This window comes from Paenibacillus sp. JL3B1040 (genome assembly GCF_057063165.1).
The window spans coordinates 4,679,973-4,701,582 of the sequence record NZ_CM169317.1; the positions used below are offsets into that span (position 1 = coordinate 4,679,973).

At 51.2% G+C, this 21,610-nt stretch carries 26 protein-coding genes; 11 read left to right on the forward strand and 15 right to left on the reverse strand.

The annotated features are described in order from the left end of the window. Positions 1–36: 36 nt before the first annotated feature. Positions 37–624: a TasA family protein gene (locus ACZF99_RS21395; protein WP_483606976.1), complete on the forward strand. Its 588-nt coding sequence runs from the start codon at positions 37–39 to the stop codon at positions 622–624. Between the two features lie 149 nt (positions 625–773). After that, positions 774–1,109 (forward strand): helix-turn-helix domain-containing protein, encoded by a 336-nt coding sequence (locus ACZF99_RS21400; RefSeq protein ID WP_483606977.1) that lies wholly within the window; start codon positions 774–776, stop codon positions 1,107–1,109. 76 nt (positions 1,110–1,185) lie between these two features. Here the strand turns inward: ACZF99_RS21400 and ACZF99_RS21405 are convergent, their stop codons facing one another. Further along, positions 1,186–1,479, reverse strand: coding sequence for a YuiB family protein (locus ACZF99_RS21405; protein WP_483606978.1), 294 nt, complete (start codon positions 1,477–1,479; stop codon positions 1,186–1,188). A gap of 468 nt (positions 1,480–1,947) precedes the next feature. On the opposite strand from ACZF99_RS21405, the gene hemQ reads away from it, so the two are divergent. Beyond that, positions 1,948–2,694 (forward strand): hydrogen peroxide-dependent heme synthase, encoded by a 747-nt coding sequence (gene hemQ, locus ACZF99_RS21410; protein WP_483606979.1) that lies wholly within the window; start codon positions 1,948–1,950, stop codon positions 2,692–2,694. Positions 2,695–2,757: 63 nt separating this feature from the next. Here hemQ and ACZF99_RS21415 read toward each other — a convergent pair whose 3' ends face one another. Both ACZF99_RS21415 and ACZF99_RS21420 read right to left on the reverse strand, forming a co-directional pair. Then, entirely contained in the window at positions 2,758–3,009 is a 252-nt protein-coding gene (locus ACZF99_RS21415; RefSeq protein ID WP_483606980.1) for a hypothetical protein, read from the reverse strand. Between the two features lies 1 nt (position 3,010). Next, the gene (locus ACZF99_RS21420; protein WP_483606981.1) at positions 3,011–4,204 is read right to left on the reverse strand and encodes an NAD(P)/FAD-dependent oxidoreductase; all 1,194 of its coding nucleotides are present in this window, start codon (positions 4,202–4,204) and stop codon (positions 3,011–3,013) included. A gap of 420 nt (positions 4,205–4,624) precedes the next feature. On the opposite strand from ACZF99_RS21420, the gene ACZF99_RS21425 reads away from it, so the two are divergent. Both ACZF99_RS21425 and ACZF99_RS21430 read left to right on the forward strand, forming a co-directional pair. Beyond that, positions 4,625–5,623, forward strand: coding sequence for an NAD(P)/FAD-dependent oxidoreductase (locus ACZF99_RS21425; RefSeq protein WP_483606982.1), 999 nt, complete (start codon positions 4,625–4,627; stop codon positions 5,621–5,623). Positions 5,624–5,725: 102 nt separating this feature from the next. Further along, positions 5,726–5,974 (forward strand): hypothetical protein, encoded by a 249-nt coding sequence (locus ACZF99_RS21430; RefSeq protein WP_483606983.1) that lies wholly within the window; start codon positions 5,726–5,728, stop codon positions 5,972–5,974. 54 nt (positions 5,975–6,028) lie between these two features. Here the strand turns inward: ACZF99_RS21430 and sda are convergent, their stop codons facing one another. Continuing rightward, a complete protein-coding gene (gene sda, locus ACZF99_RS21435; RefSeq protein WP_028540204.1) occupies positions 6,029–6,172 on the reverse strand; it encodes a sporulation histidine kinase inhibitor Sda in 144 nt (47 codons plus the stop codon). Positions 6,173–6,396: 224 nt separating this feature from the next. After that, positions 6,397–7,059 (reverse strand): YheC/YheD family protein, encoded by a 663-nt coding sequence (locus ACZF99_RS21440; protein WP_483606984.1) that lies wholly within the window; start codon positions 7,057–7,059, stop codon positions 6,397–6,399. 195 nt (positions 7,060–7,254) lie between these two features. On the opposite strand from ACZF99_RS21440, the gene ACZF99_RS21445 reads away from it, so the two are divergent. Beyond that, positions 7,255–7,479: a hypothetical protein gene (locus ACZF99_RS21445; protein ID WP_483606985.1), complete on the forward strand. Its 225-nt coding sequence runs from the start codon at positions 7,255–7,257 to the stop codon at positions 7,477–7,479. Between the two features lie 176 nt (positions 7,480–7,655). After that, positions 7,656–8,849: an AI-2E family transporter gene (locus ACZF99_RS21450; protein WP_483606986.1), complete on the forward strand. Its 1,194-nt coding sequence runs from the start codon at positions 7,656–7,658 to the stop codon at positions 8,847–8,849. A 169-nt stretch (positions 8,850–9,018) separates the two neighbouring features. Here ACZF99_RS21450 and ACZF99_RS21455 read toward each other — a convergent pair whose 3' ends face one another. Further along, on the reverse strand, positions 9,019–9,375 hold the full coding sequence (locus tag ACZF99_RS21455) for a HesB/IscA family protein (protein ID WP_483612880.1): 357 nt from the start codon (positions 9,373–9,375) through the stop codon (positions 9,019–9,021). 196 nt (positions 9,376–9,571) lie between these two features. Here ACZF99_RS21455 and mqnE point away from each other — a divergent pair, with 196 nt between their 5' ends. Together mqnE and ACZF99_RS21465 are read left to right on the forward strand one after the other, a co-directional pair. Further along, positions 9,572–10,678, forward strand: coding sequence for an aminofutalosine synthase MqnE (gene mqnE / locus ACZF99_RS21460; RefSeq protein WP_483606987.1), 1,107 nt, complete (start codon positions 9,572–9,574; stop codon positions 10,676–10,678). Between the two features lie 61 nt (positions 10,679–10,739). Next, the gene (locus ACZF99_RS21465) at positions 10,740–11,801 is read left to right on the forward strand and encodes an NAD(P)/FAD-dependent oxidoreductase (protein ID WP_483606988.1); all 1,062 of its coding nucleotides are present in this window, start codon (positions 10,740–10,742) and stop codon (positions 11,799–11,801) included. Between the two features lie 35 nt (positions 11,802–11,836). Here ACZF99_RS21465 and ACZF99_RS21470 read toward each other — a convergent pair whose 3' ends face one another. After that, positions 11,837–12,070: a YuzB family protein gene (locus ACZF99_RS21470; RefSeq protein ID WP_483606989.1), complete on the reverse strand. Its 234-nt coding sequence runs from the start codon at positions 12,068–12,070 to the stop codon at positions 11,837–11,839. A 78-nt stretch (positions 12,071–12,148) separates the two neighbouring features. Between ACZF99_RS21470 and ACZF99_RS21475 the strand changes: the two genes are divergently transcribed. Next, complete coding sequence (locus ACZF99_RS21475) at positions 12,149–12,394, forward strand: NifU family protein (protein WP_068783372.1); 246 nt, start codon at positions 12,149–12,151, stop codon at positions 12,392–12,394. 80 nt (positions 12,395–12,474) lie between these two features. On the opposite strand, the gene ACZF99_RS21480 is transcribed toward ACZF99_RS21475, so the two are convergent. From ACZF99_RS21480 to ACZF99_RS21500, 5 genes are read right to left on the reverse strand one after another with little or no spacing between them, the layout of a single operon-like run. Further along, entirely contained in the window at positions 12,475–13,494 is a 1,020-nt protein-coding gene (locus ACZF99_RS21480) for a tyrosine-protein phosphatase (protein ID WP_483606990.1), read from the reverse strand. Positions 13,495–13,525: 31 nt separating this feature from the next. Continuing rightward, positions 13,526–14,359, reverse strand: a complete 834-nt coding sequence (gene phnE / locus ACZF99_RS21485; protein ID WP_483606991.1) for a phosphonate ABC transporter, permease protein PhnE — start codon at positions 14,357–14,359, stop codon at positions 13,526–13,528. Beyond that, entirely contained in the window at positions 14,359–15,156 is a 798-nt protein-coding gene (phnE, locus tag ACZF99_RS21490) for a phosphonate ABC transporter, permease protein PhnE (RefSeq protein ID WP_483606992.1), read from the reverse strand. The genes phnE (ACZF99_RS21485) and phnE (ACZF99_RS21490) overlap by 1 nt, the downstream gene beginning before the upstream one ends. Further along, positions 15,153–16,022 carry a phosphonate ABC transporter ATP-binding protein gene (gene phnC / locus ACZF99_RS21495; protein WP_483606993.1) on the reverse strand — a complete coding sequence of 290 codons (870 nt, stop codon included), beginning with the start codon at positions 16,020–16,022 and terminating at the stop codon, positions 15,153–15,155. The genes phnE (ACZF99_RS21490) and phnC overlap by 4 nt, the downstream gene beginning before the upstream one ends. 43 nt (positions 16,023–16,065) lie before the next feature. After that, positions 16,066–16,998, reverse strand: a complete 933-nt coding sequence (locus ACZF99_RS21500) for a phosphate/phosphite/phosphonate ABC transporter substrate-binding protein (RefSeq protein WP_483606995.1) — start codon at positions 16,996–16,998, stop codon at positions 16,066–16,068. A 166-nt stretch (positions 16,999–17,164) separates the two neighbouring features. Between ACZF99_RS21500 and ACZF99_RS21505 the strand changes: the two genes are divergently transcribed. Next, a complete protein-coding gene (locus ACZF99_RS21505; protein WP_483606996.1) occupies positions 17,165–17,812 on the forward strand; it encodes a GntR family transcriptional regulator in 648 nt (215 codons plus the stop codon). 206 nt (positions 17,813–18,018) lie between these two features. Here ACZF99_RS21505 and ACZF99_RS21510 read toward each other — a convergent pair whose 3' ends face one another. The 3 genes from ACZF99_RS21510 to ACZF99_RS21520 form a co-directional block, all read right to left on the reverse strand. Further along, a complete protein-coding gene (locus ACZF99_RS21510; RefSeq protein ID WP_483606997.1) occupies positions 18,019–20,550 on the reverse strand; it encodes an ABC transporter permease in 2,532 nt (843 codons plus the stop codon). Further along, positions 20,547–21,242 carry an ABC transporter ATP-binding protein gene (locus tag ACZF99_RS21515; protein WP_483606998.1) on the reverse strand — a complete coding sequence of 232 codons (696 nt, stop codon included), beginning with the start codon at positions 21,240–21,242 and terminating at the stop codon, positions 20,547–20,549. The genes ACZF99_RS21510 and ACZF99_RS21515 overlap by 4 nt, the downstream gene beginning before the upstream one ends. Before the next feature lie 187 nt (positions 21,243–21,429). Beyond that, positions 21,430–21,600, reverse strand: coding sequence for a hypothetical protein (locus ACZF99_RS21520; protein WP_483606999.1), 171 nt, complete (start codon positions 21,598–21,600; stop codon positions 21,430–21,432). Between the last annotated feature and the right edge of the window lie 10 nt (positions 21,601–21,610).

The window sequence follows — 21,610 nt, forward strand, 5'->3', positions numbered from 1 at the left end:
CAAAAATCTTTTTAAAATCAGGGAGGAATTTAGGAAATGGGTATCAAAAAGACGTTAGGTTTCGGAGTAGCAACCGCAGCACTTGGCTTGACCTTGATCGGCGGAGGCACGTTCGCTTACTTTAGCGATACGGTGGAAACGACCGGCACGTTCGCCGCTGGCACACTGGATATCAACGCCGATCCGACGGCGATTGTGGATATCGGCAACTTAAAGCCGGGCGATCAGATTCTTCGCTCGTTCAAGCTCAAAAACTCCGGCACGCTCGACATTAAAGAAGTCCTGCTGAAAACGAGCTACACGGTAACGAATAGAGCCGGCGCACCGGACAACACGGACGATTTCGGCAAACATATCAAAGTGAAAATCCTGAAAAACGTAGACAAACTGAATGACGTCATTTATGAAACTACGTTGTTCGATCTGCAAAATCAAACCCCGGACGCCGTTGAAAAAGGATTTTTCCTCGGGGAACGCAGCGGCCTGAGAGCCGGCAACACCGATATCTTGGCCGTCGCTTTTGAATTCGTGGACAACGGTCAAGACCAAAACCAATTCCAAGGCGACGCCTTGAACCTGAAATGGACGTTTGAAGCTAGACAAGGCGCCGGCGACATTAGATAATAACGGATGGCCGAATCAGAACACCTTGCCCCGCTCTTGGGACTAAGGTGTTCTTTGCTTGGTTTAAATTCCGACTTAACTCCTTTGTCCGATTCCGTTTATTTTGATATAATGACATCAAATTATTCTGATAGAAGGGCGACGGCTACATGGCAGAACAAATTGGCGAGCGTATTCAGAAAATTCGGCAAGACCGAGGGTACTCCTTGTCCGAGCTGGCGGAGAAAGCGGAAGTGGCCAAATCTTACCTCAGCAATGTCGAACGCAACATTCAATCGAATCCCTCCATTTCCTTCATCGAGAAGATCGCCGATGCTCTTAACGTCTCGATCAACCTGCTATTGTATGGCGACCGCCCCGCACCCGAATTGCTTGATCCGGAATGGTCGGAGCTGGTGCAGGAAGCCATGACTTCGGGCGTCAGCAAGAAGGAATTTAAGGACTTCCTCGAATACCAGAAGTGGAAGCGAGGCCAACAGGAATAACGGTAAACGCAAAGAAAGCGCGAGACGCCAGGAGGCTGCCCCCTGACGATGCTCACGCTTTTTGAACATGTTCCCTCTAGAACATTTTGTACCCGCCCAGCCGCAGTTTGCGGATGGTCCACCCGCTCAGGATCGCCCCGCACAACCCGGCGAACGCCGTCAAATAATCCACCAGTCGGAACGACGCGAGATAGGCCCCGAAGCTCTGGTCATGGTCCCACAGCGTATAAATCACGATCGGCAAAATGACGATAATGAAGACGTATGCCGGAAACCAGGTTGTTTTCATCAGCATATTCAAAATAAACCCGATGCCGAACATCATGACGAAGAATAAAACCATCAGCACCAGTACGATGAGCCACCCCATCGCTCCCCCACCCTTCTAAAGGTCATTCAAAAAGGCATCTTTCGATCACGAAGCAAATCAGTGAAGGTGATTCGACATCGAATCTTGAATTCAGCGGGTCTTCCGTTGCTCACGTACCCAATACGTACGCTCCGCTACTCAGACCCTGGCTTCATCCAACCTAAAGCGTTTTGAAAAAACGCACTTCGGAAGCATAAGCTTCGGTGCTCCAAACCTGCCTTTTTGAATCTTCATTGTAACGATCATTCAATAAGGCATCTTCGGATCACGAATCCCGCTCAAACTATAACATAAATCACACAAAATTAGGCTAGTAGTTAGTTTACTAGAAATTATGTAACGAAGCAATGAACTTTGCATGAAAAATGGTTGAATCAATTTGCCCCGTTCGTGCTCCTTGCGATACAATAAGAAGCGTAATTGACGATTCGTGAATCAGGATCAGAATGAATCTAGGAGTGATTATACATGAACGAAGCTACCTTAACCTTGGAAGGTTGGTATGCGCTTCACGATTTCCGCACCATCGATTGGAACGCCTGGAAAGCGGCGGACGACGAGGAACGCGCCGGAGCTCTGGAAGAGCTGCACACGTTCTTGAAAGAATGGAGCCTCATGGAAGAATCCAAGACGGGCAGTTCTGCCGTGTATTCGATCGTCGGACAGAAGGCCGATATCGTGTTCATGCATCTGCGGGAAAGCTTGGAAGAGCTGAACGCCTTGGAGAATGCCTTCAACAAAACGACCTTTGCCGAATATACGATCAAAGCGTACTCCTACGTCAGCGTCGTGGAGTTGAGCAATTATCTCGCATCCGGCGGCGGCGATCCGAAGGCGAACCCGGAGGTCATGGCCCGTTTGCAGCCGATCCTGCCGAAGTCCAACCATATCTGCTTCTACCCGATGAACAAAAAACGCGATCTCAGCGACAACTGGTATATGCTGTCGATGGACGAGCGCCGCGAAATGATGCGCAGCCACGGTCTGATCGGTCGCAGCTATGCCGGTAAAGTAAAGCAAATCATCACCGGCTCCGTCGGCCTCGACGACTGGGAATGGGGCGTTACGCTGTTTGCCGATGATGCCTTGCAGTTCAAGAAGCTCGTTTATGAAATGCGGTTTGACGAAGTCAGCGCGCGCTACGGCGAGTTTGGTTCCTTTTATGTCGGCAACCTGCTCAATACGGAGCGGTTAGACGATATGCTGAAGCTGTAACTCTAATCATTTGAGCATCTCCAAAAAAGGGTGTGCCGTCTCTAAGCGAGCGGCACACCCTTCTTATTCCTCCTCTTCCCGTTCCGACTCGAGCGACTTCAGGAATTCCGCCGTCGCCCGGTCGCGGTCGCGGCTTTTCTCCTTCAGCCGTTCGATTGCCGGCAGGATCAAAAGATCGACTTCCTTTTGAACCGTATAAGCCAAATCGTAACGCTGCTGCGATTCCAGGTAAGAACCTACTTCCATCAAGGCGTTGTAGCGATCCAGCTCGTCCCGCGTCAGCAGCCCCCGAACCTGTACGCTGCAGTGCCGCATCCTAGAAGAATCTTCCTTTCTTCAGCACGAGCGGGATGCCGCCGATAATGAACAGATACCGCATGTCGACCAGCTTCTTCAATTGGGCCGCCACCCAACCTTTGTATTTCTTGCCGAAAGCACTGGCGACGGCTTCCCCTTTGCCGAGCGAAGCCACCGTTCCTTTATTGCTGAACACGAACTTCCTGAGCTCCTTGCCGCGAATGGACGCCACCACGTTTTGCGCGCAGGTCACCCCTTGCTGCATGGCGATTTGCGCCGTTGGCGGGTACGGACGGCCCTCCGGATTGAACATCAGCGAATTGTCGCCGATGATAAAGACGTTGTCATGTCCGGGCGCCCGCAGATAATCGTCGATTTTCACCCGTCCGCGCGCGGTCTCGAAGCCTGCCGCCTCGATCAGGCGGTTGCCGCGGATGCCGCCGGTCCACACGACCGTTTGCGATTTGATTTCCTCGCCGGTGGCCAAAATAACACCATCCGGCGTACACTCCTTAATGGCCACGCCGATTTTGAACTGTACCCCTTTCTTCTTGAGTACGTCCATCGCGTATTCGACCAGTTCGGGATCGAAGCCCGGCAGAGCCGTTGGCGCGGCTTCGACGTTGTACACATTCACGAAGTTCGGATCCACGTCGTATTCCTTGCACAACTGCGGAATGCGGTCGGCTAGTTCGGCCACAAATTCGATGCCGCTGAATCCCGCGCCGCCAACTACAAAGTTCAGGCGATCGCTCCGGCTTTCGTCCATTTTGTACAGCGCAAATTGATATTCGATATGCTGGCGGATCAAGCGGACGGAATTGATGCTGCGAATCGTCATCGCATATTCCGTCAATCCCGGAATGCCGAAGGACTCCGGCTCGCCGCCCAGCGCGATAATCAGGTAATCATAAGAAAGGGTTCCGTCCTGCAGCACGACTTTCTTGTCGGCCAGACGAATCTCCTGTACGTTCGATTTCACAAGGTCGATTTTGAACTCGTCAATCAATTTGGATATAGCCACCCGGGTATGTTCGATGGAGTCCGTCCCGGCTGCCGGCATATGTAGATGCGTCGTGAAATAATGATAGTCGTGCCGATTTACCAGGGTAACGTCCGCTTCATTGTAATTCAACTCTTTCTGCAGCCGCTGAGCGGTAAGAATGCCGCCATAACCCGCACCGAGAATTACAATTTTGGGTATGGTACTCATGTATTTGTTCTCCTTCCAATTTTGCACACTCTATATTTGAATTAAACCAAAAAACGCAATGTGAAAATTAACACATAAAAATCCAATCTTACGTCCCTTGTCCAGCCGTTCGATGAACCCTGAGACATTTGTCACAGTTAGTTTAACCCTTAATTATAGGATGATCAAAAGCCTTCTGTCGTATAATCATAAATGTACTTTTTTCGTCACAAATATGAGTGCATACATTTGAATGATATCGACTTTTGCCTAAAAGATCAAGTCTTATTTTACCTGTAACTATAGGACTTTCCACGGATTATTTTCCATATTTTCGACAGTTTCGAACTTGCCTTTGCAAGCGGGGGTGTGACGTTTATAATAAAGTAGAATTGACATTATAGCTAGAAGGAAAAGAAACCATCTGGAGGTGTTTGGCCCGTGTCATCCCAAAACAACGCCGAATTCACTGATCTCCTGATTATCGGGGGCGGACCGGCGGGCATGTTTGCCGCATTTTACGGCGGAATGAGAAAAGCTTCTGTCAAGTTAATTGAAAGTATGCCTCAGCTTGGGGGGCAAGTTGCTGCCCTCTACCCTGAGAAATATATTTACGACGTGGCCGGCTTTCCTAAAGTGACGGGCCAGGAGCTGATCAACAACTTGAACGAGCAATTGAAGCTGTTCGAGCCGGACATTCGTCTGGAGGAACGGGTGCTCCAAATCGAGAAGAAAGAGGAGCGCCATTTTGTGGTGACGACCGATAAAGACGTGCATTATGCGCGCGCCTTGATCATTACTGCAGGGGTTGGCGCCTTTGAACCGCGCCGTCTTGAACTGGAGAATGCCGCCCGCTTCGAGAAAACGAACCTGCATTATTTCGTCAGCGACATGAACCGTTTCCGCGGCAAGAAGGTGCTGATCAGCGGCGGCGGCGATTCCGCCGTTGATTGGGCGCTGATGCTGGAGCCCATCGCGCAGCAGGTCACGCTGATTCACCGCCGCGACAAATTCCGGGCGCATGAACACAGCGTCGAGAAGCTGATGGCTTCCCGAGTGCAGGTCATTACGCCAACGGAAATCGCGGAACTGCACGGGGACGAGCGGATCGAACGCGTCACGCTGGCCGACGTGAAAACGAAGGAAACGCAAGAGATCGCCGTGGACGATGTCATCGTCAATTTCGGTTTCGTTTCTTCGCTGGGACCCATCGCCGAATGGGGCCTCGACATCGAGGGGAACGCCATTGTCGTCGATTCCCGGATGGAAAGCTCGATTCCCGGCATTTTTGCCGCCGGGGACATTACGACATATCCCGGCAAATTGGACCTGATTGCGGTAGGATTTGGCGAAGCGCCGACAGCGGTCAACAACGCCAAAGTCTACATCGATCCGGAAGCGAAGCTATCCCCGGGCCACAGCAGCAATATGAAGCTGTAGTTCACCCGATTCACCCGAGGATATTCACGCTCTTACATGTTCTGACAAAGAAAAGGGTATCTTAACTTTACGGAAGATTCTGCCGTAAAGGAGAGATACCCTTTGCCATTTATATGCCCGTTATGCAACGGTCTGGCTGCACTGACCGCCACCTGCCCGGATTGCGGAAACATTCTGGAGAATGCGGGAAAAAAAGAAGATTACGCCGGGCCTTACAGCCCTTACGGCTCCGCTGATCAATACACCTCAGCTATCTCCGGGCGTATTCCTTTCGGTTGCGAACATGTCGTGCAATGTCCGCATTGTCATGAAGCTTATATATATCATGTCAACGCCTGGCAGGCGCCTTAATGGTTGGGGATAACTTCATCATCAAACTGGGAGATAGCCAGGTTGTCCACAATTTTAGTGCAGAACGGACGGCGCGGCGAGCTCTAATTCGCGTTTGCGGATTTCCGCTAACAGCAGTGCGATAAACTCGCGATCCAATTGCAGTTCGGTCGCTTTCTGATAGGATTCCAGGAGCAACTCATCCGTTAACAGCGCCATTCATAACACATCCTTTCTAGTATTTTCCTCATCATAACAGGAAAAGTTTAGTAGAACAAGTGTTCCTGTTATCCACAAACGCTTGTGGAAATCCTGTGAATAACGTGTTAGTAATTATCGAAAACCGTTGAAAAAGCTATTGGGATAATGTGGACAAAAGTTATTCACAGGACATTTGTTCCCATAATTCTCCAAAAATTTTTTTATTTTCCGTCGATCCAAGCTTATTGAGGCCGCGTATTGACCTCAAAAATCCAGATCTTGCCGCTCCGGTCCACGCCATAATCAAATCCCAGCTGTCCGATACCCGGAAAGCGAGTCTCCAATATTTGCACGCACGTATTGGTCAACGAGCGCATTTCCCGCCGTTTGCGGCCGGCGGCCTTTCGGCTTAACGAGCGGCTGAGCCCCTCGCGCGCGCTGAGCATCGTTCCGCCTTTGCACAGATTGGTCACGAACAGACCGGGACGGGCCAAGCGGCCAACCATCGAGCGGTATACCCAGGCTCCATTCTCCTTGACGACCTTCACCCGGTAGTCGATCGGTCGACCGCCGATGCGCGCCAAATGTATTCCCTGCTGAATCATGTACTTCCGCCCGACCTTCACTCGGTTTAATGCCCGAAACATCGCCTCAAAACTGGAGAAGCCATATCTCCGGGACATATAGGTAAAAGCATAAACCCCGCCTGCGTAAGTCACTTTAATCACGCCATATCCCCCGCCTCCGCGGAGCGGCTTAATCACGACCATGCCGAATTGATGCAGCATACTTCTTAAAGATTCGGCACCGTACAATCGGGTTTGCGGTATGTGGGCGGCCACGTCCGCGTTGCTTAGAAGCGCCTCGGTCTTGAGCCATTTGTTGGCCAATTGTCTTCCCGCCATGACACCATCCCCTTTCTCGCACTATACGATATCCTACTCATTTGTAGATTAATATTCTTGGATGATTGTCCAAGGCTTAAGCCTCTTTTCCGGCGCGGCCTTCCGCAGGCTCTTTCTATGCAAAAAGAGGGATTTCGCGTATATTAAGGGGAGACGTTGAACTATACCTAGCAGAGGAAGGGGAAATCAGAAGCTTTGAATACGGGGAATTCTTCATTCGAGGCAGCTCTGTTCGAGGTGCTTTATTGGTTTGCCATGATCGCCATGTCGCTGGTGCTGGCGGGCATCACCGTCGCCTTGTTCCTCATGGGCTTGAAAATGGCAAAAACGGCGCGCAAAGGTCTCGGGATCGGCTGCATCCTCTTTTCTCTCGCGGCAGCCTCCATGGTCGTCCTGATGGTGAATCGCCAATTTTTCTAGAGCGGGTTGGGGGCTCTCCCGCCGATGGTGAAAGGCTCCGGTCAACGCCTGCGGGTGGGGGCCCGGGCTTTTTTTCTTAAAATTTATGGGAACCAAATCGTTTTGATGCGTAATACTACATATAATTAATCCATTCTCGCTGAGTACTGAAGGAAGATACAGGAGGCTCTAATAGCATGGGAAGCGCGCAACCTTGGGGGGACCGATTCAAAAGATTCTTTCTAAACAACCGTTTCGTGGTATTTCTGCTCGTCTTATTGCTGATTGGCTTGAATATTTTGGTGTTCTCCAATATCCCATTCGTGTTCAAACCGCTTACGGTGTTGCTAAAAACGGTGCTGCTGCCGATTCTGCTGACCGGAGCGATTTATTATCTGCTGAACCCGCTGGTCGATTGGCTGGAAACCAAGCGAATCCAAAGGGTATACACGATTACCGGATTGTACCTGTTGATCGCGGGGATCCTGACGGTGCTGATTATGACCGTTATCCCGTTGGTTCGGGAACAGATTACGAGTTTGATCGATAATTTCCCGAAATATCTCACGGAGGTGCAACGGCAGTTCGAAAGCATGATCGGCAGCAACTTCTTCCATCAGGTACAGGAATCAACCGGCTTTAGTCTCGACGACCTATCGAACTCGCTCTCGGAGCAGGGATCAGCCCTGCTGAACAACGCCTGGTCAGGCCTGGGCGGATTCATAGGCGCGATCAAGAACGTCGTGCTGGCGATTATCACCGTGCCGTTCATCTTATTTTATCTGTTAAAGGATGGCAAGAAGCTGCCGAAATTCATCCTGCGTTACGTGCCGGTCCGCTTCCGCGAACAGACGCACCATGTCATGACCGAGATGAACGGCCAAATCAGCTCTTATATCCGCGGACAAATCATTGTCAGCTTCTGCATCGGGACGCTGATGTACGTCGGCTTTCTGATCATCGGCCTCGATTACTCGCTGACGCTTGCGATCATCGCTTCGTTCACGAGCATCGTGCCGTATCTCGGTCCGGCCATCGCGATCACGCCGGCGATCATCGTGGCCATCGTCACGTCGCCGATCATGCTGCTGAAGCTGGTCATCGTCTGGACGGTTGTTCAACTGATCGAAGGCAAGTTCATCTCGCCGCAAATTATGGGCAAGACGCTGCGGGTGCATCCGATTACGATCATCTTCGTCATCCTGACTGCCGGCAATCTGTTTGGCGTGCTTGGCGTCATCTTGGCCGTGCCGGGTTATGCCGTGCTCAAGGTGATCTTCACCCATCTGTTTCAGTGGTTCGAGCGGCGGTCCCATTTGTACGAGGAGACAGCCGGGCCTTCCCCTGGCCAGGATGTCAATCCCGATGGCGCCGACGAATCGCAGCAATAAGCAAGAGGGACCCTTCCGGTTGGAAGAGTCCCTTTTTAATTGATAACCGTTCTTGTTACTGCTTATCCCCTTTACGAAGCTCTTGCCGATCGCGCATGGGCTTCCGTACCGGCTACCGTTCAGATCAACGGGAGAAGAAACCGGAGAACCCGCGTCGTTATTGCGCTCGTCAATCGCAAGGCTGCGGTTGGCCTTCCTCATCCTTAAAGCGAAACGATTGGCCGCAGCCGCAGGTGGCGATGGCGTTCGGGTTGTGGATCGTGAACCCGCCGCTCATGCCGGATTCCTTGAAGTCGATCTCCAGGCCGTTCAGATAGCGGAGGCTTTCCTTATCCACGACCACCTTAAGCCCTTTAATGTCCATATATACGTCCTCTTCGCTCTCCTGATCATCGAGGCCCATGCCATAGGAGAAGCCGCTGCAGCCGCCGGGATTCACGCCGACGCGCAGGAACATGTTCGGCGTTTCTTCTTCGGCTAACATATCTTTAATCCGCGCCATGGCGCTGTCGCTTATGTTAATCATCATGTACTCACTCCTTTACGAAAAATTATACTCCTTCTCCCCCGATCGCTCAACAATTGTGATATTTCTTGTTGCCAATTTCTTTTTCATCTCTCTAGGCTTCTTGCCCGCTTAGGATGTGAGGTTTATAATAGGTAGGGAATTCATACAGTTAGGATACGAGGCATTTTATGCAATTGGAAACGGAGGGAACGTCATGTTCACTGTAGTCACCCCAAACACCGATAGGAGAATGGCCGAAATTGTGGACAAAGTCCGGCAAGGCGAACGTCTCACCCTCGAAGACGGTGTTTATTTATATGACAGCGATGATATATTGACCATTGGACAATTAGCGAATGAAGTCAATTTGCGCAAGAACGGCAAAAAAGTATATTTTATCGAAAATATGAGCCTCTACTTCACAAACGTCTGCGAATCTCACTGCGCATTTTGCAGCTTCCGCAAGGATCAAGGAGAAGAAGGGGCTTATACGCTTTCCGGGGAGGAAATGGTCGCTTACGTGAAGCAGCATATCACCCCGGGCGTCCGCGAGTTCCATATCGTGGGCGGGCATAACAACCACGTTCCGTTCCAATATTACGTTGATTCGCTTAAAGCGCTGAAAGAAAATTTTCCGAATGTCACGATCAAGGCGTATACGGCGGCGGAGATCGAATTCTTCACCCGGATCAGCGGCCTGAGCACGAAAGAAGTGCTGATCCGGTTGCAGGAAGCCGGCCTTGAATCGTTAACCGGCGGCGGCGCGGAAATTCTGTCTGACCAATACCGCGAAAAGATGAAGGTGGAAAAAGCCAACGTCGACCAATATCTGGATGTCCACCGGACCGCGCACCGATTGGGGATGAAGACGCCGACCACCATGCTGTACGGCTCGATCGAGTCCTATGAGGATCGGATTCGCCATATGATGCAAATCCGTGATCTGCAGGACGAAACCCGCGGGTTCCAAGTGTTTATCCCCTTGTCCATGCAGCCGCGCAACAAGAACGCCAGCATTATGCGCCGCAACTCGGCTTACGAGGACCTCAAGACGATCGCGATCAGCCGTTTGATGCTGGACAACATCCAACATATTAAAGCTTACTTCATTAATATTGGCGTTCAGTTGACCCAAGTGGCGTTGGCCTTTGGCGCCTCGGACGTGCACGGTACGATCCTGAAGGAGCAAATCAGCCATGCCGCTGGCGCGCAAACCCCGGAAGGGTTAACTTTGAAAGAGCTAATCTGGCTGGTTAAAGGCGCCGGGCGCATCCCGGTTGAGCGGGACACCTTCTATAACGAGATCCGTATCTACGAGTAATTCCGTCCGGCAGCAACACGCGGCTATTTCACGATCACGGCAAAAAGGGGAATCGTCACGTATGAGGCAATTCGTTGTGCTTGGGGGAGGATATGGAGGAACGGCCGTCATTCATGAGCTGTTCAAGGCTCCGATTCCTTCGGATGTGCAAGTCGTATTGGTCGACCGGATGCCTTACCAGAGCCTAAAGACCGAATTTTACGCCTTGGCGGCCGGGACGGCCAGCGATCATGAATTGCGCGTCCCCTTTGCCGCCTACCCGGGTCTGGTCCTGAAATACGGCGAAGTCGAATCCATCGATATGGACCGGCGACGGATCCATTTCGCGGAGGAGGAACCGCTGGAGTATGATCAATTGGTGATCGCATTGGGTTGTACCGATAACTATCACCATGTTCCCGGCGCTGCCGAGTTTTCGTGCAGCGTCCAGTCGTTCGCTTCAACCCGCGAAACCTACCTGCGGCTGAACAATACCAGGCCCTATGGCAAAATCAATATCGTCGGCGGAGGACTCAGCGGCGTCGAATTGGCTGCCGAGCTGCGGGAAAGCCGCCCGGATTTGAACATCGCGATCATCGACCGCGGGGCCCGGCTGCTCTCCGCTTTTCCGGCAAAGGTCTCCGATTATGTAGCCAAATGGTTCCATGAGAACGACGTCGAAACGCTGTCGACCATTTCGATCCAGGCCGTAGCATGCGGCGTGATTCACCATGAGCGGGGGTACATCGATTCCGACGTCACCGTGTGGACGGCCGGGATTCAGCCGGCGTCGATCGTGCAATCGCTGGACGTTGCCAAGGACCGGCAAGGCCGCGTCCTGTTGAACGAATATTACCAGATCCCCGAACACCCCGAGGTGTTTGTCTGCGGCGATTGCGCGAGCTTGCCCTTTTCGCCGAGTGCCCAGGCAGCCGAAGCTCAAGGCGCCCAGATTGGACAAATTACCGGCGCGTTATGGCGAGGGGAGACGCCGCGGCTTTCGCGGATTAAGCTCAAGGGAACGCTGGGATCGTTAGGCAAAAAAGCCGGATTCGGCCTGATGGGCCGAACGCAGGTCACGGGCCGCGTCCCGCGCCTGCTGAAGAGCGGCGTGCTGTGGATGTCCAAGCATCATATCGGATAAACGGAAGAAGGAGCGCCGTCAAAGCCTCAAGCGGCCTACGGATGTGTCTCCCTGATTTTTTGCAAAATCCGCTCCGCCAGCCGTTCCGCATCTTCCCCCTCTACCTGCTCGCCGTCAACCAGCACGTACGGGAACAAATAACAGGTGCCGCAAGCGGTAAGGCAGCCGTATTCATAAACGTCGCAATCCGCTTGTTCCTTCACTTGCCGGATTGCTTCCCCCGTACCTAAGCTGGCGTTATTTGCACAAAATTCAAGGATCGGTTTCATCTTCCGTCCCCCCCATGAAGAAGCATTTAAATTTTTGACTTTTTGTAATATAATAAGGCAAGAAAGGAGTTGAACACAATGAGTGAACACGTACAAGATAAATTATATGATGAAGTATTGGAAGTATTGGACAAACTGCGGCCTTTCCTGCAGCGTGACGGCGGCGATGTCGAGCTCGTCGACGTCGAGGACGGCATCGTAAAGCTGAAGCTGATGGGGGCCTGCGGCAGCTGCCCAAGCTCCACGATCACCCTCAAAGCCGGGATCGAACGCGCCCTGTTTGAAGAAGTGGACGGCGTAGAAGAGGTTGTTCAAGTATTCTAATCCTGTTTATAAAATAGACTCGGCCCCGTGCATTTGCCGGAGGGCCGGGTCTTTTGTTTTGCAATTTTTTTAATCGTCCGCTAATGCAGATAATGGTCGCGAAGCTGGCGAAGTTCCTCCCCAGTCAGGCCGAGTCCGCTCGTCCAATACGTTTCGAAGTTTCCGTATTTTCGGTCCATCTCGTCAAAGGCGGCTTGCAGATAGGAAGGTCTGGCTTCCAACAACGCGGCTCGAACCTCCTCCGGCAATCGCTCCATCGTTTTGGCCCAGACCGGGTCCCCCCCATCCAGTCCGCCCTTCAGGCGCTCTGCATACCGGTTGGTTAACGCATAATCGCTTAAAATATGTTTGCGGTCGACGCCAAGCGCCTGCAAAATCAACCCGCCGATAAAGCCGGTACGATCTTTGCCCGCCGCACAATGGAACAGGATCGATGCTCCCTGCTGTTCGAGGAGACGACGCAGGAAGCGGACCGCCGTCTCCGTATAGCCGACCATCCGCCGGTTCATGTCGGCCAGCATATTCACTGTCATGCCGGACGCTGTGGCGGCCAATTCTTCGGGATCGGCCGCGGCCATAAAGGAGAGCAACTCATTGACTTCACTTCCGATGCGCGGGCTGGGATAGCGTCGGGCTTCATCGGGGGTGCGCAGGTCGCAGATCCAGGCGATGCCTAAGCTGCGTGCATAACGAAGATCCGGATCGGTCATACGGGACAGGTCCCCCGAACGATACAACTTTCCCCATTGCACACGTCTGCCGTCGGCCGCCGGGTAACCGCCCAAATCCCTGAAGTTCATAACACTCCGTAAGGGAACGATCCGCTCCGCCACCGGCGGCAGCATTTCCTCGCCCAGTCGGATATGATAGTAGCTTCGTCCTTCCGGCTGCGGATCGGAAAAGCCGTAAGCGGTGGGCCCCGCGAATGCCGCGATCAGCGTCGCCTCCTGTTCCTCGAATTTCGGCCGCGGGCTCCAATAGATTTCGACCGGGTGATTCTTTTCTTCCTTGAGCCAAGACAAGCGCAGTTCCCCGTTCTCCGCCCGTTCCAACCTGATTCGCTCCTCTCGCAAACCGGCCGTTTCGTTTTGTTCAATCATCTGTATCGGACTCCTTTTGTTAGAACATATCCTATGATTTTTTGCGGAGCCCCAGCTTTATGCGGTTGGAAACCAACTCGACGCTGAAGACCATCGCAAAAATGACAAATCCGACGAATAAAGCTTGATCATACCGATAACTCCGCATGGCATGGGACAATTCGAAGCCGATGCCTCCAGCCCCCACCGCCCCAAGAATGGTGGATTCCGCCAAATCGCCCTCAAACCGCATGACGCACCACGATAATAATGCCGACAGCGCGCAGGGCAGCACCCCTTGAATAACGATCGCCAGCCAGCTTGCTCCCGTGGAGCGCAGCGCTTCGATGACGCCAGGGTCCACTTCTTCCAGCGACTGTGCGAATACTTTAACCAAGCTGCCGACCGCACCGACCATGATCGCCAGCACGCCGGGCAACGGCCCCATCCCAACCGCGACAATAAAGATCAGCGCCCAGACAAGCGTCGGTATCGCTCGTAGCAAGGAGGCTGCGCCGCGCACGAGCCAGGCGACCGCGGGATGCGGTGTAATGTTCTCCGCGGCAAGAAACGCGAGGAAAAAGGCGGTGATAATCGCCAGCACCGTGCCCAACACGGCCACCTGGATAGACTCCGCCGCTGCGGACAGCACATAAGTCCATTGCGAGACGTCCGGCGGAAACATCAGCCTTGCCGTCCGGGCGAATTTCGCCGCGCCTTCCAGCAGTCTGCCATAATCGAGGTCCAACTGGATCAAGCTGAATACGAAGAAGGCGGCCGCGCCGGCTCCGTACCCCGCAAGCGCCAACTTTCGCTTCGCCATCTGCCGTTTGGCCATCCGTAATCTCTCATTGACGGCCGGAACGTTGGCCGCATGCTCATTCATTAGATCAGCCTCCTTCTGATCCGTCCGGTCAGAAATTCCGTGCCCAGTACAATGATCAACACAAGAACGATTCCCATGCTAACCTCTTTATACTGAAACAGCTTGATGCCGGATTGAATCGCAAAACCCAGTCCACCGCCGCCTACCATCCCGACGATGGTCGAAGCCCGGACGTTGATCTCCAAATTGAACAGCGACCAGCCGATAAAGCTGGGCAAAAACTGCGGCAGCACGGCCTGCGTCAAGACGGCCCAATAACCTGCGCCAGTTGCCCGCAACGCTTCGACCTGCCCCATATCGATCTCCTCCAGCGAATCGGCATAGCAGCGAACAAGCATGCCGACCGAAACGAGCAGCAAGGACAAAATACCCACCAGATTGCCCAGTCCGAACGAAGCGACGAACAAAATCGTCCAGATCATCACCGGTATGTTGCGTAGCAGTGCGGATAAACCGCGAACCAAAATGCGCAGCGCCGAATTCGGTGCTGTCGTGGCCGCCGCGAACAACGCGAGCAAGCCTGCGATCAGCGAACCGACGACCATGGCGACAAAACTCATGTAAATCGTATCCAACGCCGGGGAGATCAGGCCCGGGAACTTGGAGGTATTGGGCGGAAGCAAATCGACGAACAGAAACTTTGCCCCATTGCCGAGGCCGCCCCACAGCTCCAAGGGACTAAAATTTGTACCGATCGCCGACCATACGGTCAGCCCGCCCAGCAAAACCAGAAAAACCATCGTCTGATTTCGTTTGGTTCGCCGGATTTGCCGCAGTTTCCGGTCATCCCGCTTCATACCACAGCCTCCGCCTGCGCGTTGCGATACTCCGGCTCTTCCAACGCGAATTCTCCCGGGTCCCGGGCATAGATTTGCGCGATGATTTCATCCGTCAGCTCCTCCGGCGTCCCGTCGAACACCTTCGTTCCCTTATGAATCCCGATGATCCGGGTAGCGTACTTGCGGGCCATTTCCACCTGATGTAAATTGCACAGGCAAGCGATACCGTCCTCCTTGCAGAAACGATGAAGACTGCTCATCACCGTCTCTGAAGAAGCCGGGTCCAAACTGGCAATCGGCTCATCGGCCAAAATCAGCTTCGGCTTCTGGGCGAGCGCCCGGGCGATACCGACCCGCTGCTGCTGGCCCCCGCTTAATTCGTCGGCCCGCTTGTAGATTTGCTCCCCTAGGCCGACGCGCTCCAACAGGCGTTCAGCCTCCTGAACGTCCTGTTTGGAGAACCAACCCAACGCCCCGCGCCAACCGCTCATATACCCAAGGCGGCCGTGCAGGACATTGGTCAGGACAGACACGCGTTCCACCAGATTAAAGCCTTGGAAAATCATACTGATTTCCCTGCGAAGCCGTCTCAGCCGTCGGCTGCCGGTCCCCACGGTTTCCTCTCCCAGAAACCGAATACTGCCCGACGTGGGTTCGACAATCCGGTTTAAGCAGCGGAGGAGCGTGCTTTTGCCCGCCCCGCTAGGTCCGATGACCGCGACAAATTCCCCGGCCTCCACCTGAACGTTGATCCCGCCAAGCATCCTACAATGTGGAAGATTGGATTTGAACGACCCTACCTCCACCTGAACGTTGATCCCGCCAAGCCCCACCGTTCCGTCCGCATATACTTTCCGCAAACCTTCAACCTGCAGCAATACCATTCTCCCCATCCCCCCGTCTCACTTGTACTTGTCATCCGGCGAATTATTGGCTTAGCATTTCTTCCGGAGACATCTCCAGCATTTTCGCCACTTCTCGGACACCGTCAAAATCGGACTCCTCCGCAGGAAAAAAGCCTTTTACCCCCAACGCCTGGAAATAATCGGGATTCTTCTCCGCGTAACCCAAGGCGAACTCGCTCATCTTGTCCACTAGATCCTGCGGCAAATCGCCACGGTAGGCTAGCGCTCCACCGCCCTTAATCGGGTCCGACTCGGCGATGATGCGGATATCCTCGGCCTTGAACAATCCGGAATCGGCAAACATCTGGATGCACTGGCTGCAGGTTGCCGCCGCGTCGGCGTCTCCGTTGGCGATCGCCAGAAGGGACTTGTCATGCCCTCCGGAAAATGAGACATTGCCGAAAAACTCCGGAATCTCATCGTTTTTGAGCCCCAGCAGTTTCATCAAGGTAGCCCGCGGGTACAAATGTCCGGTCGTCGAAGCCGGATCGGCAAACAGGAAGTCCTTTCCTTTTAAGTCCTGAACCGTCTGCACCGGGGAGTCCTTCGGCACGATGATGACGCTTGTGCCTTCCGACCCGGGGCCGTTGCCCATTGAGGCCAGCAGTTTGGCATTGCTTCGCTCCGCCGCGATAATATAACCGAAGGGCCCGTAAGTCGTGAGGTCGATTTTTTTGGAGCGCATCGCCTCGATCATCATGTTGTAGTCCTCGCCTTGAAACGTCTCCACCTTGACCCCCAGATACTCGCCAAGATCTTTCGCGAACTGGTCCGCCGTGCGGCTCATTTCGCCATCCTCCATCGGTAGGCTGCCTATACGTAATACGGACGGCCATCCTTCAGGCAAATCGCCGTCGTTTCCGGCGCTGGTCTCTTTGCCCTCGCCACATCCAGCCAACGTCAATATCACGGCCGAGAGCAGCAACGCCATGACCCACTTTGCTTTTTTCAACACAATTAACAACCTCCTCATAACTTGTATGCAACTAGAATACAACCTGAGTGTAAGAAGTTTGTTTCCGTAAATCACAAGTTTTGTTAAACTGGGATTGGGGTTGCGCACAGAAAAGCGCGACTGTTAAGATAAGGTTGCTAATTATTTTTGGAAAGGAATAATTCGTATGAGCTCCCAATCGCTTGTCAATACGGCCTACAAGGCTCTCAAGGAGCGGATGCTGTGCGGCAGCCTGATGCCCGGAACCATGTTGTCCGAGAATGAAATAGCCGAAGAACTGCAAATGAGCCGGACGCCGGTCCGTAACGCCATTACCCGCCTGGAAGCGGAAGGATTCGTCCAGTCGCTCAAAAACCGGGGGATCCTGGTAAGAGAAATATCCGGCAAAGAAACGATGGATATGTTCGAGGCGACGATGGCGATGCTGGTTTACGTCTTGGATATGACCCACGAGCTTGGTATCCGGTTAAACCTTGAGAAGCTGGAGGAGTTTGTGCAAAAGCAAATTGAGGCGGAGGAAGCGGATGATTATCTGTCTTATATGAAAAATTCTATGTTGTTTTTTAAAGCGGTCATCTCATCGATCAACAATCAAGCCATGCTTGAAGTCATGGAGGGTTATGCCGACAAGCTTGCGATGGCTTCATACATAAACTATTTAAGGACTCCCTTTGTGAAACACTATTCGGCCAACCATTTGAACCGCTCTATTCTGGAGGCCTTAAAAGCGGGAGATAGCGAGGGAGTTCGCAGCATTGTCAAAAGCTTCAATCGGTCAACCCGCAATCGGATTATCAACGGCATGCCCTTTTAAGCGAAGAAGGAAACGAAAAAAAGCCCCAAATTCCCACATTAGCGGGAATTTGGTGCTCTTTTTTTTTGAGAGCCAAATTGATTATATCGGCTTGATCCATGGCCGGATCGGATCCAGGCCGCCGGAAATGTCCACTCTACCGAGATAAACCGGTTTTCTCTTACCCATTCCCCGTTCTTCTTCGCTCCGCCCGGGGTCCCCGGTTTTTATCCTTGATGCAATAACCGAGCTGGACTGATACGGGTTAACCTGCTGGAAACAATAGAAGTTACTGTATACGATAGAAACAAAGCTATCCCGCAGCCGATTACAAACCATACTAATCTTACCGGCACATCGGTCATTCCCGAAACCAGGAGCTCTCCGACTGCAGCAACAAATAACGAAACGAACGTCCCCGCTGCCCCTCCGATGATGGAAATTAGTCCGTTCTCGATTAAAAAGGATCGTTTGATCTGACGATCGCCAACACCGCAGGTTTTGAGAATGGCTAAATCATACTGCGCCTCCAGAATGGTATTCATAAATTGATTTGCAATCAAAAGTGCGGCAATCAAAAGTGTAAATGCACTAATTAAAGTGAAAATTTTCTTTTGCATATCCAATATATTTTGCAACCCATCTACTGCCGCTTGATTCATGGAGTAGGTCATAGCGGATGGCGGCAGTTTCGAATACATTTGTTCTAGCGCCTGGTCATTCGCGCTTGTATAATAAATGAACCGTGTCGGGATATTCCATTCCCGAATCTCCGCATCGCTCACCCGAAGAAAGGCCGTCTTGACCGTTCCTGATTGAAAAAAACCTTTTGCTTTGAGCGTATAATCAACATCATTAATCTTAACAGTTACGGTATCGCCTACCTGCAACCCTAAATCCGTATGAAATTCCTCAATAAAAAGAGCCTCATCCTCATTTCCGGTCAAATCCGTTCCTGCAATGACTTTATAACGATGCTCAGAAGAAGAATTGAGATCTACCGACTCAACCGTTACGGTTGAACTTCTAAACATAGCGGCCACTCGTTTATTCTTCTGAAGAGAAAAGATTTTTTCTTGAAAGGCTTGATCGTTGAAAGAAACCAAATCCAGTTGCGCCTGCATATGAGGTTTCGGCGGAGCCGTCCCGGTTGCCTTTGCAATCACATTCTCTGTTTGTCCCCGGTCTCCGGTTGAACTGGTGACAATAACGTTGCCCTCCAATTGTTCCATGACCTGATTATTGACACTATGAATCAAATTTTGTCCAAATACCAAGCTGGCCAGTACTGAACAAATACTAACGGATAACACGAATGCAATCAGGCCATTCTTTTTGCTATGCCTCCCGACCCTTTGAAGACTAAGAAAAATCGACTGGGAACGTACAACTTTTATTTTTCCAATCAGATAAAAAAACAATCTAAAGAGAGAGCTGCCCAACTGAGTTATAATGATGGCCACCAGTAAAATGCCAATTGAGATGAAGAAGCAGGTGACATAAGAACTTAACGAGTAGACTCCCGGAGCCAACACATCGCGAATATAGAAGGCACTTATCGCTGCGGCTCCAAGAAAAACAATCAACTTTTCAAATAAGGAAGATCTGGAGCGCAAGGGCTTCTGAGCAGAGATACGCAATAATATCGTCGGATTGATTCTAAGCAATGGACGAACCGAAAGCAACGTTGCACAAAGCGTTACCAAAATTCCCAGTCCACACGCTACCAGCAAGGTCCACCATTGCATCCTCCAGGTCATCTCAATATCTATGGCATGTCCTAAAATTAGCGATAAAACTGAGTAAAAGAGGATGCCTAAAATTCCACCTGAAATACTTCCTATCGTTCCGAGAATCAGACTCTCGGAGAGCAGGATGCGAGTTATTTTCCACCCTTTCATCCCAACGGCTTTATATACGGCAATTTCATCCAAGCGTGCCATCCATACCATTTTCATCGTATTATAAACAGCGATAGTTGCAATAAACAAACTAATTAAACTGACAAATTGCAAATAAAACAAAACGAATTTCTTTTCCGAAAACTGGTTTTCTTCAACGATCTGGGGTGTGATTATTGTAGTTTGCGGTTGCGTTTTTTGGAGGTCAGCTTGAATGTCGGAAATAGATGCCCCCTCCCTTAATTTGATTAACCGCTCATTGTATACAGGAGTATCTAAATCCAATATATTTTTCATAAGTTGGTCATAGTGAATGTACATGCTTCCGAATATAGCCGCGTCACCATAAAATTCAACCGTGTCATTTATAATCGCAGTAACCGTATAATGCTGCATCTGATCTAAACGGTCAGGAATTTTGATTGTATCGCCTTCCTTAGCCTGAAGACGCTCAGCCGCCGTTTTTGTCAAGTAAACTCCATTGGCAGGCCATTCGCCCTTAGGATGAATACGATCGCGACCATAAAAGGGATACGATTCGGAAATGCCTTTTAATACGATGTTACTGACCCGCTGATCTGAAGCAACCCGGGTTTGCATGGAGAATGAAAAGGTTTCCGAAAGGCTTTCGGGTAAAGCCTGTGAATCATCCATGGAGTAAGGTTCCAGATAAGAGGTTAACATTAAATCTCCGCCGAGCATTTGACGGCTTGACTTTGCTATAGAGTCATTAAACTGGGTAATAAAGGACGTTGTCCCATAATAACTTGCTATAGAAACCATGATCGTGACGGCAAGCAAAATGGTGCGCAGAGGCGACTTTCGCAGGGTTCGCCACGCAGGGAGCATCCAAATCATCTTGTGCCTCCCAACTCTTCAAATATCCCGCCATCGGACATCTGCAGAATTCGATCTGAATGTGCTGCAACTTTTTCATCGTGCGTTACAATAACAAATGTTGTTTCATATTGATCTCGCAACCTATGAAGCAGCTCCAATATCGATTGCGTTGCTTTTGAATCAAGATTGCCCGTAGGTTCGTCCATAAACACAATTTGGGGGAAATTAGCAAGTGCTCTGGCAATGGCGACCCGTTGTTGCTGCCCCCCCGACATTTGGGAAGGAAGTTTATCCGCTTGATCTTCCAAGCCGACATCTCTCAACACCTCGATTGCGCGATGGTTCAATTGTTTCCGCTGTTTCACTCCTCCAGCCATTAGGGGAACATAAATGTTTTCCCTCGCCGTCATGCTGGAAATTAAATTGTAATTCTGAAATACAAAACCAATTAACGTCGAGCGGATCTTGACCAACTCTTTCTCGTTGCATTGCGTGACTCGGATTCCGTTAAGAGTCACCTCCCCGTTCGTTGGCTGATCCAACGTTCCCAGAATACTCAGGAGTGTCGACTTCCCGCTTCCGCTTGGCCCGATTATGCTAATCATTTCACCTTTGTTTACACGGAAGTCGATATGGTTTAGAATCTGATGGATGTTTCCGTTTATCCTATGATGTTTGTTTAAATTGTCTACCTGAATGACTACTCCCACGATCCCTGCTCCTCCTTTTTCATAACTATCGACTATGCCCTATTATCCCATATTTTAGTATATCTTAGATGTTTGGATTAGGATATTATTCACGCATAAGAAAAAAATTCTAAAAAAATCCAAAAGCGGCTCAAATATCAATGGACATCAAGCCCATTTCATGAACCGCCCTTGGATTTAAGACCTGTTAGGTAATATGGATGCAACAGAAATTCCAACAACAGATACCTTTAACGCAAACATCCGCCGGGGTAACTCCTAGAGCGCTCATTTCATCACGTTGTTCTAAGGATTCAACTTCATCTAGGAGATTTGTCCATAAACTTTCTGTTGCATTGACAGAATTGAACTTATCCATTTTCTCACCT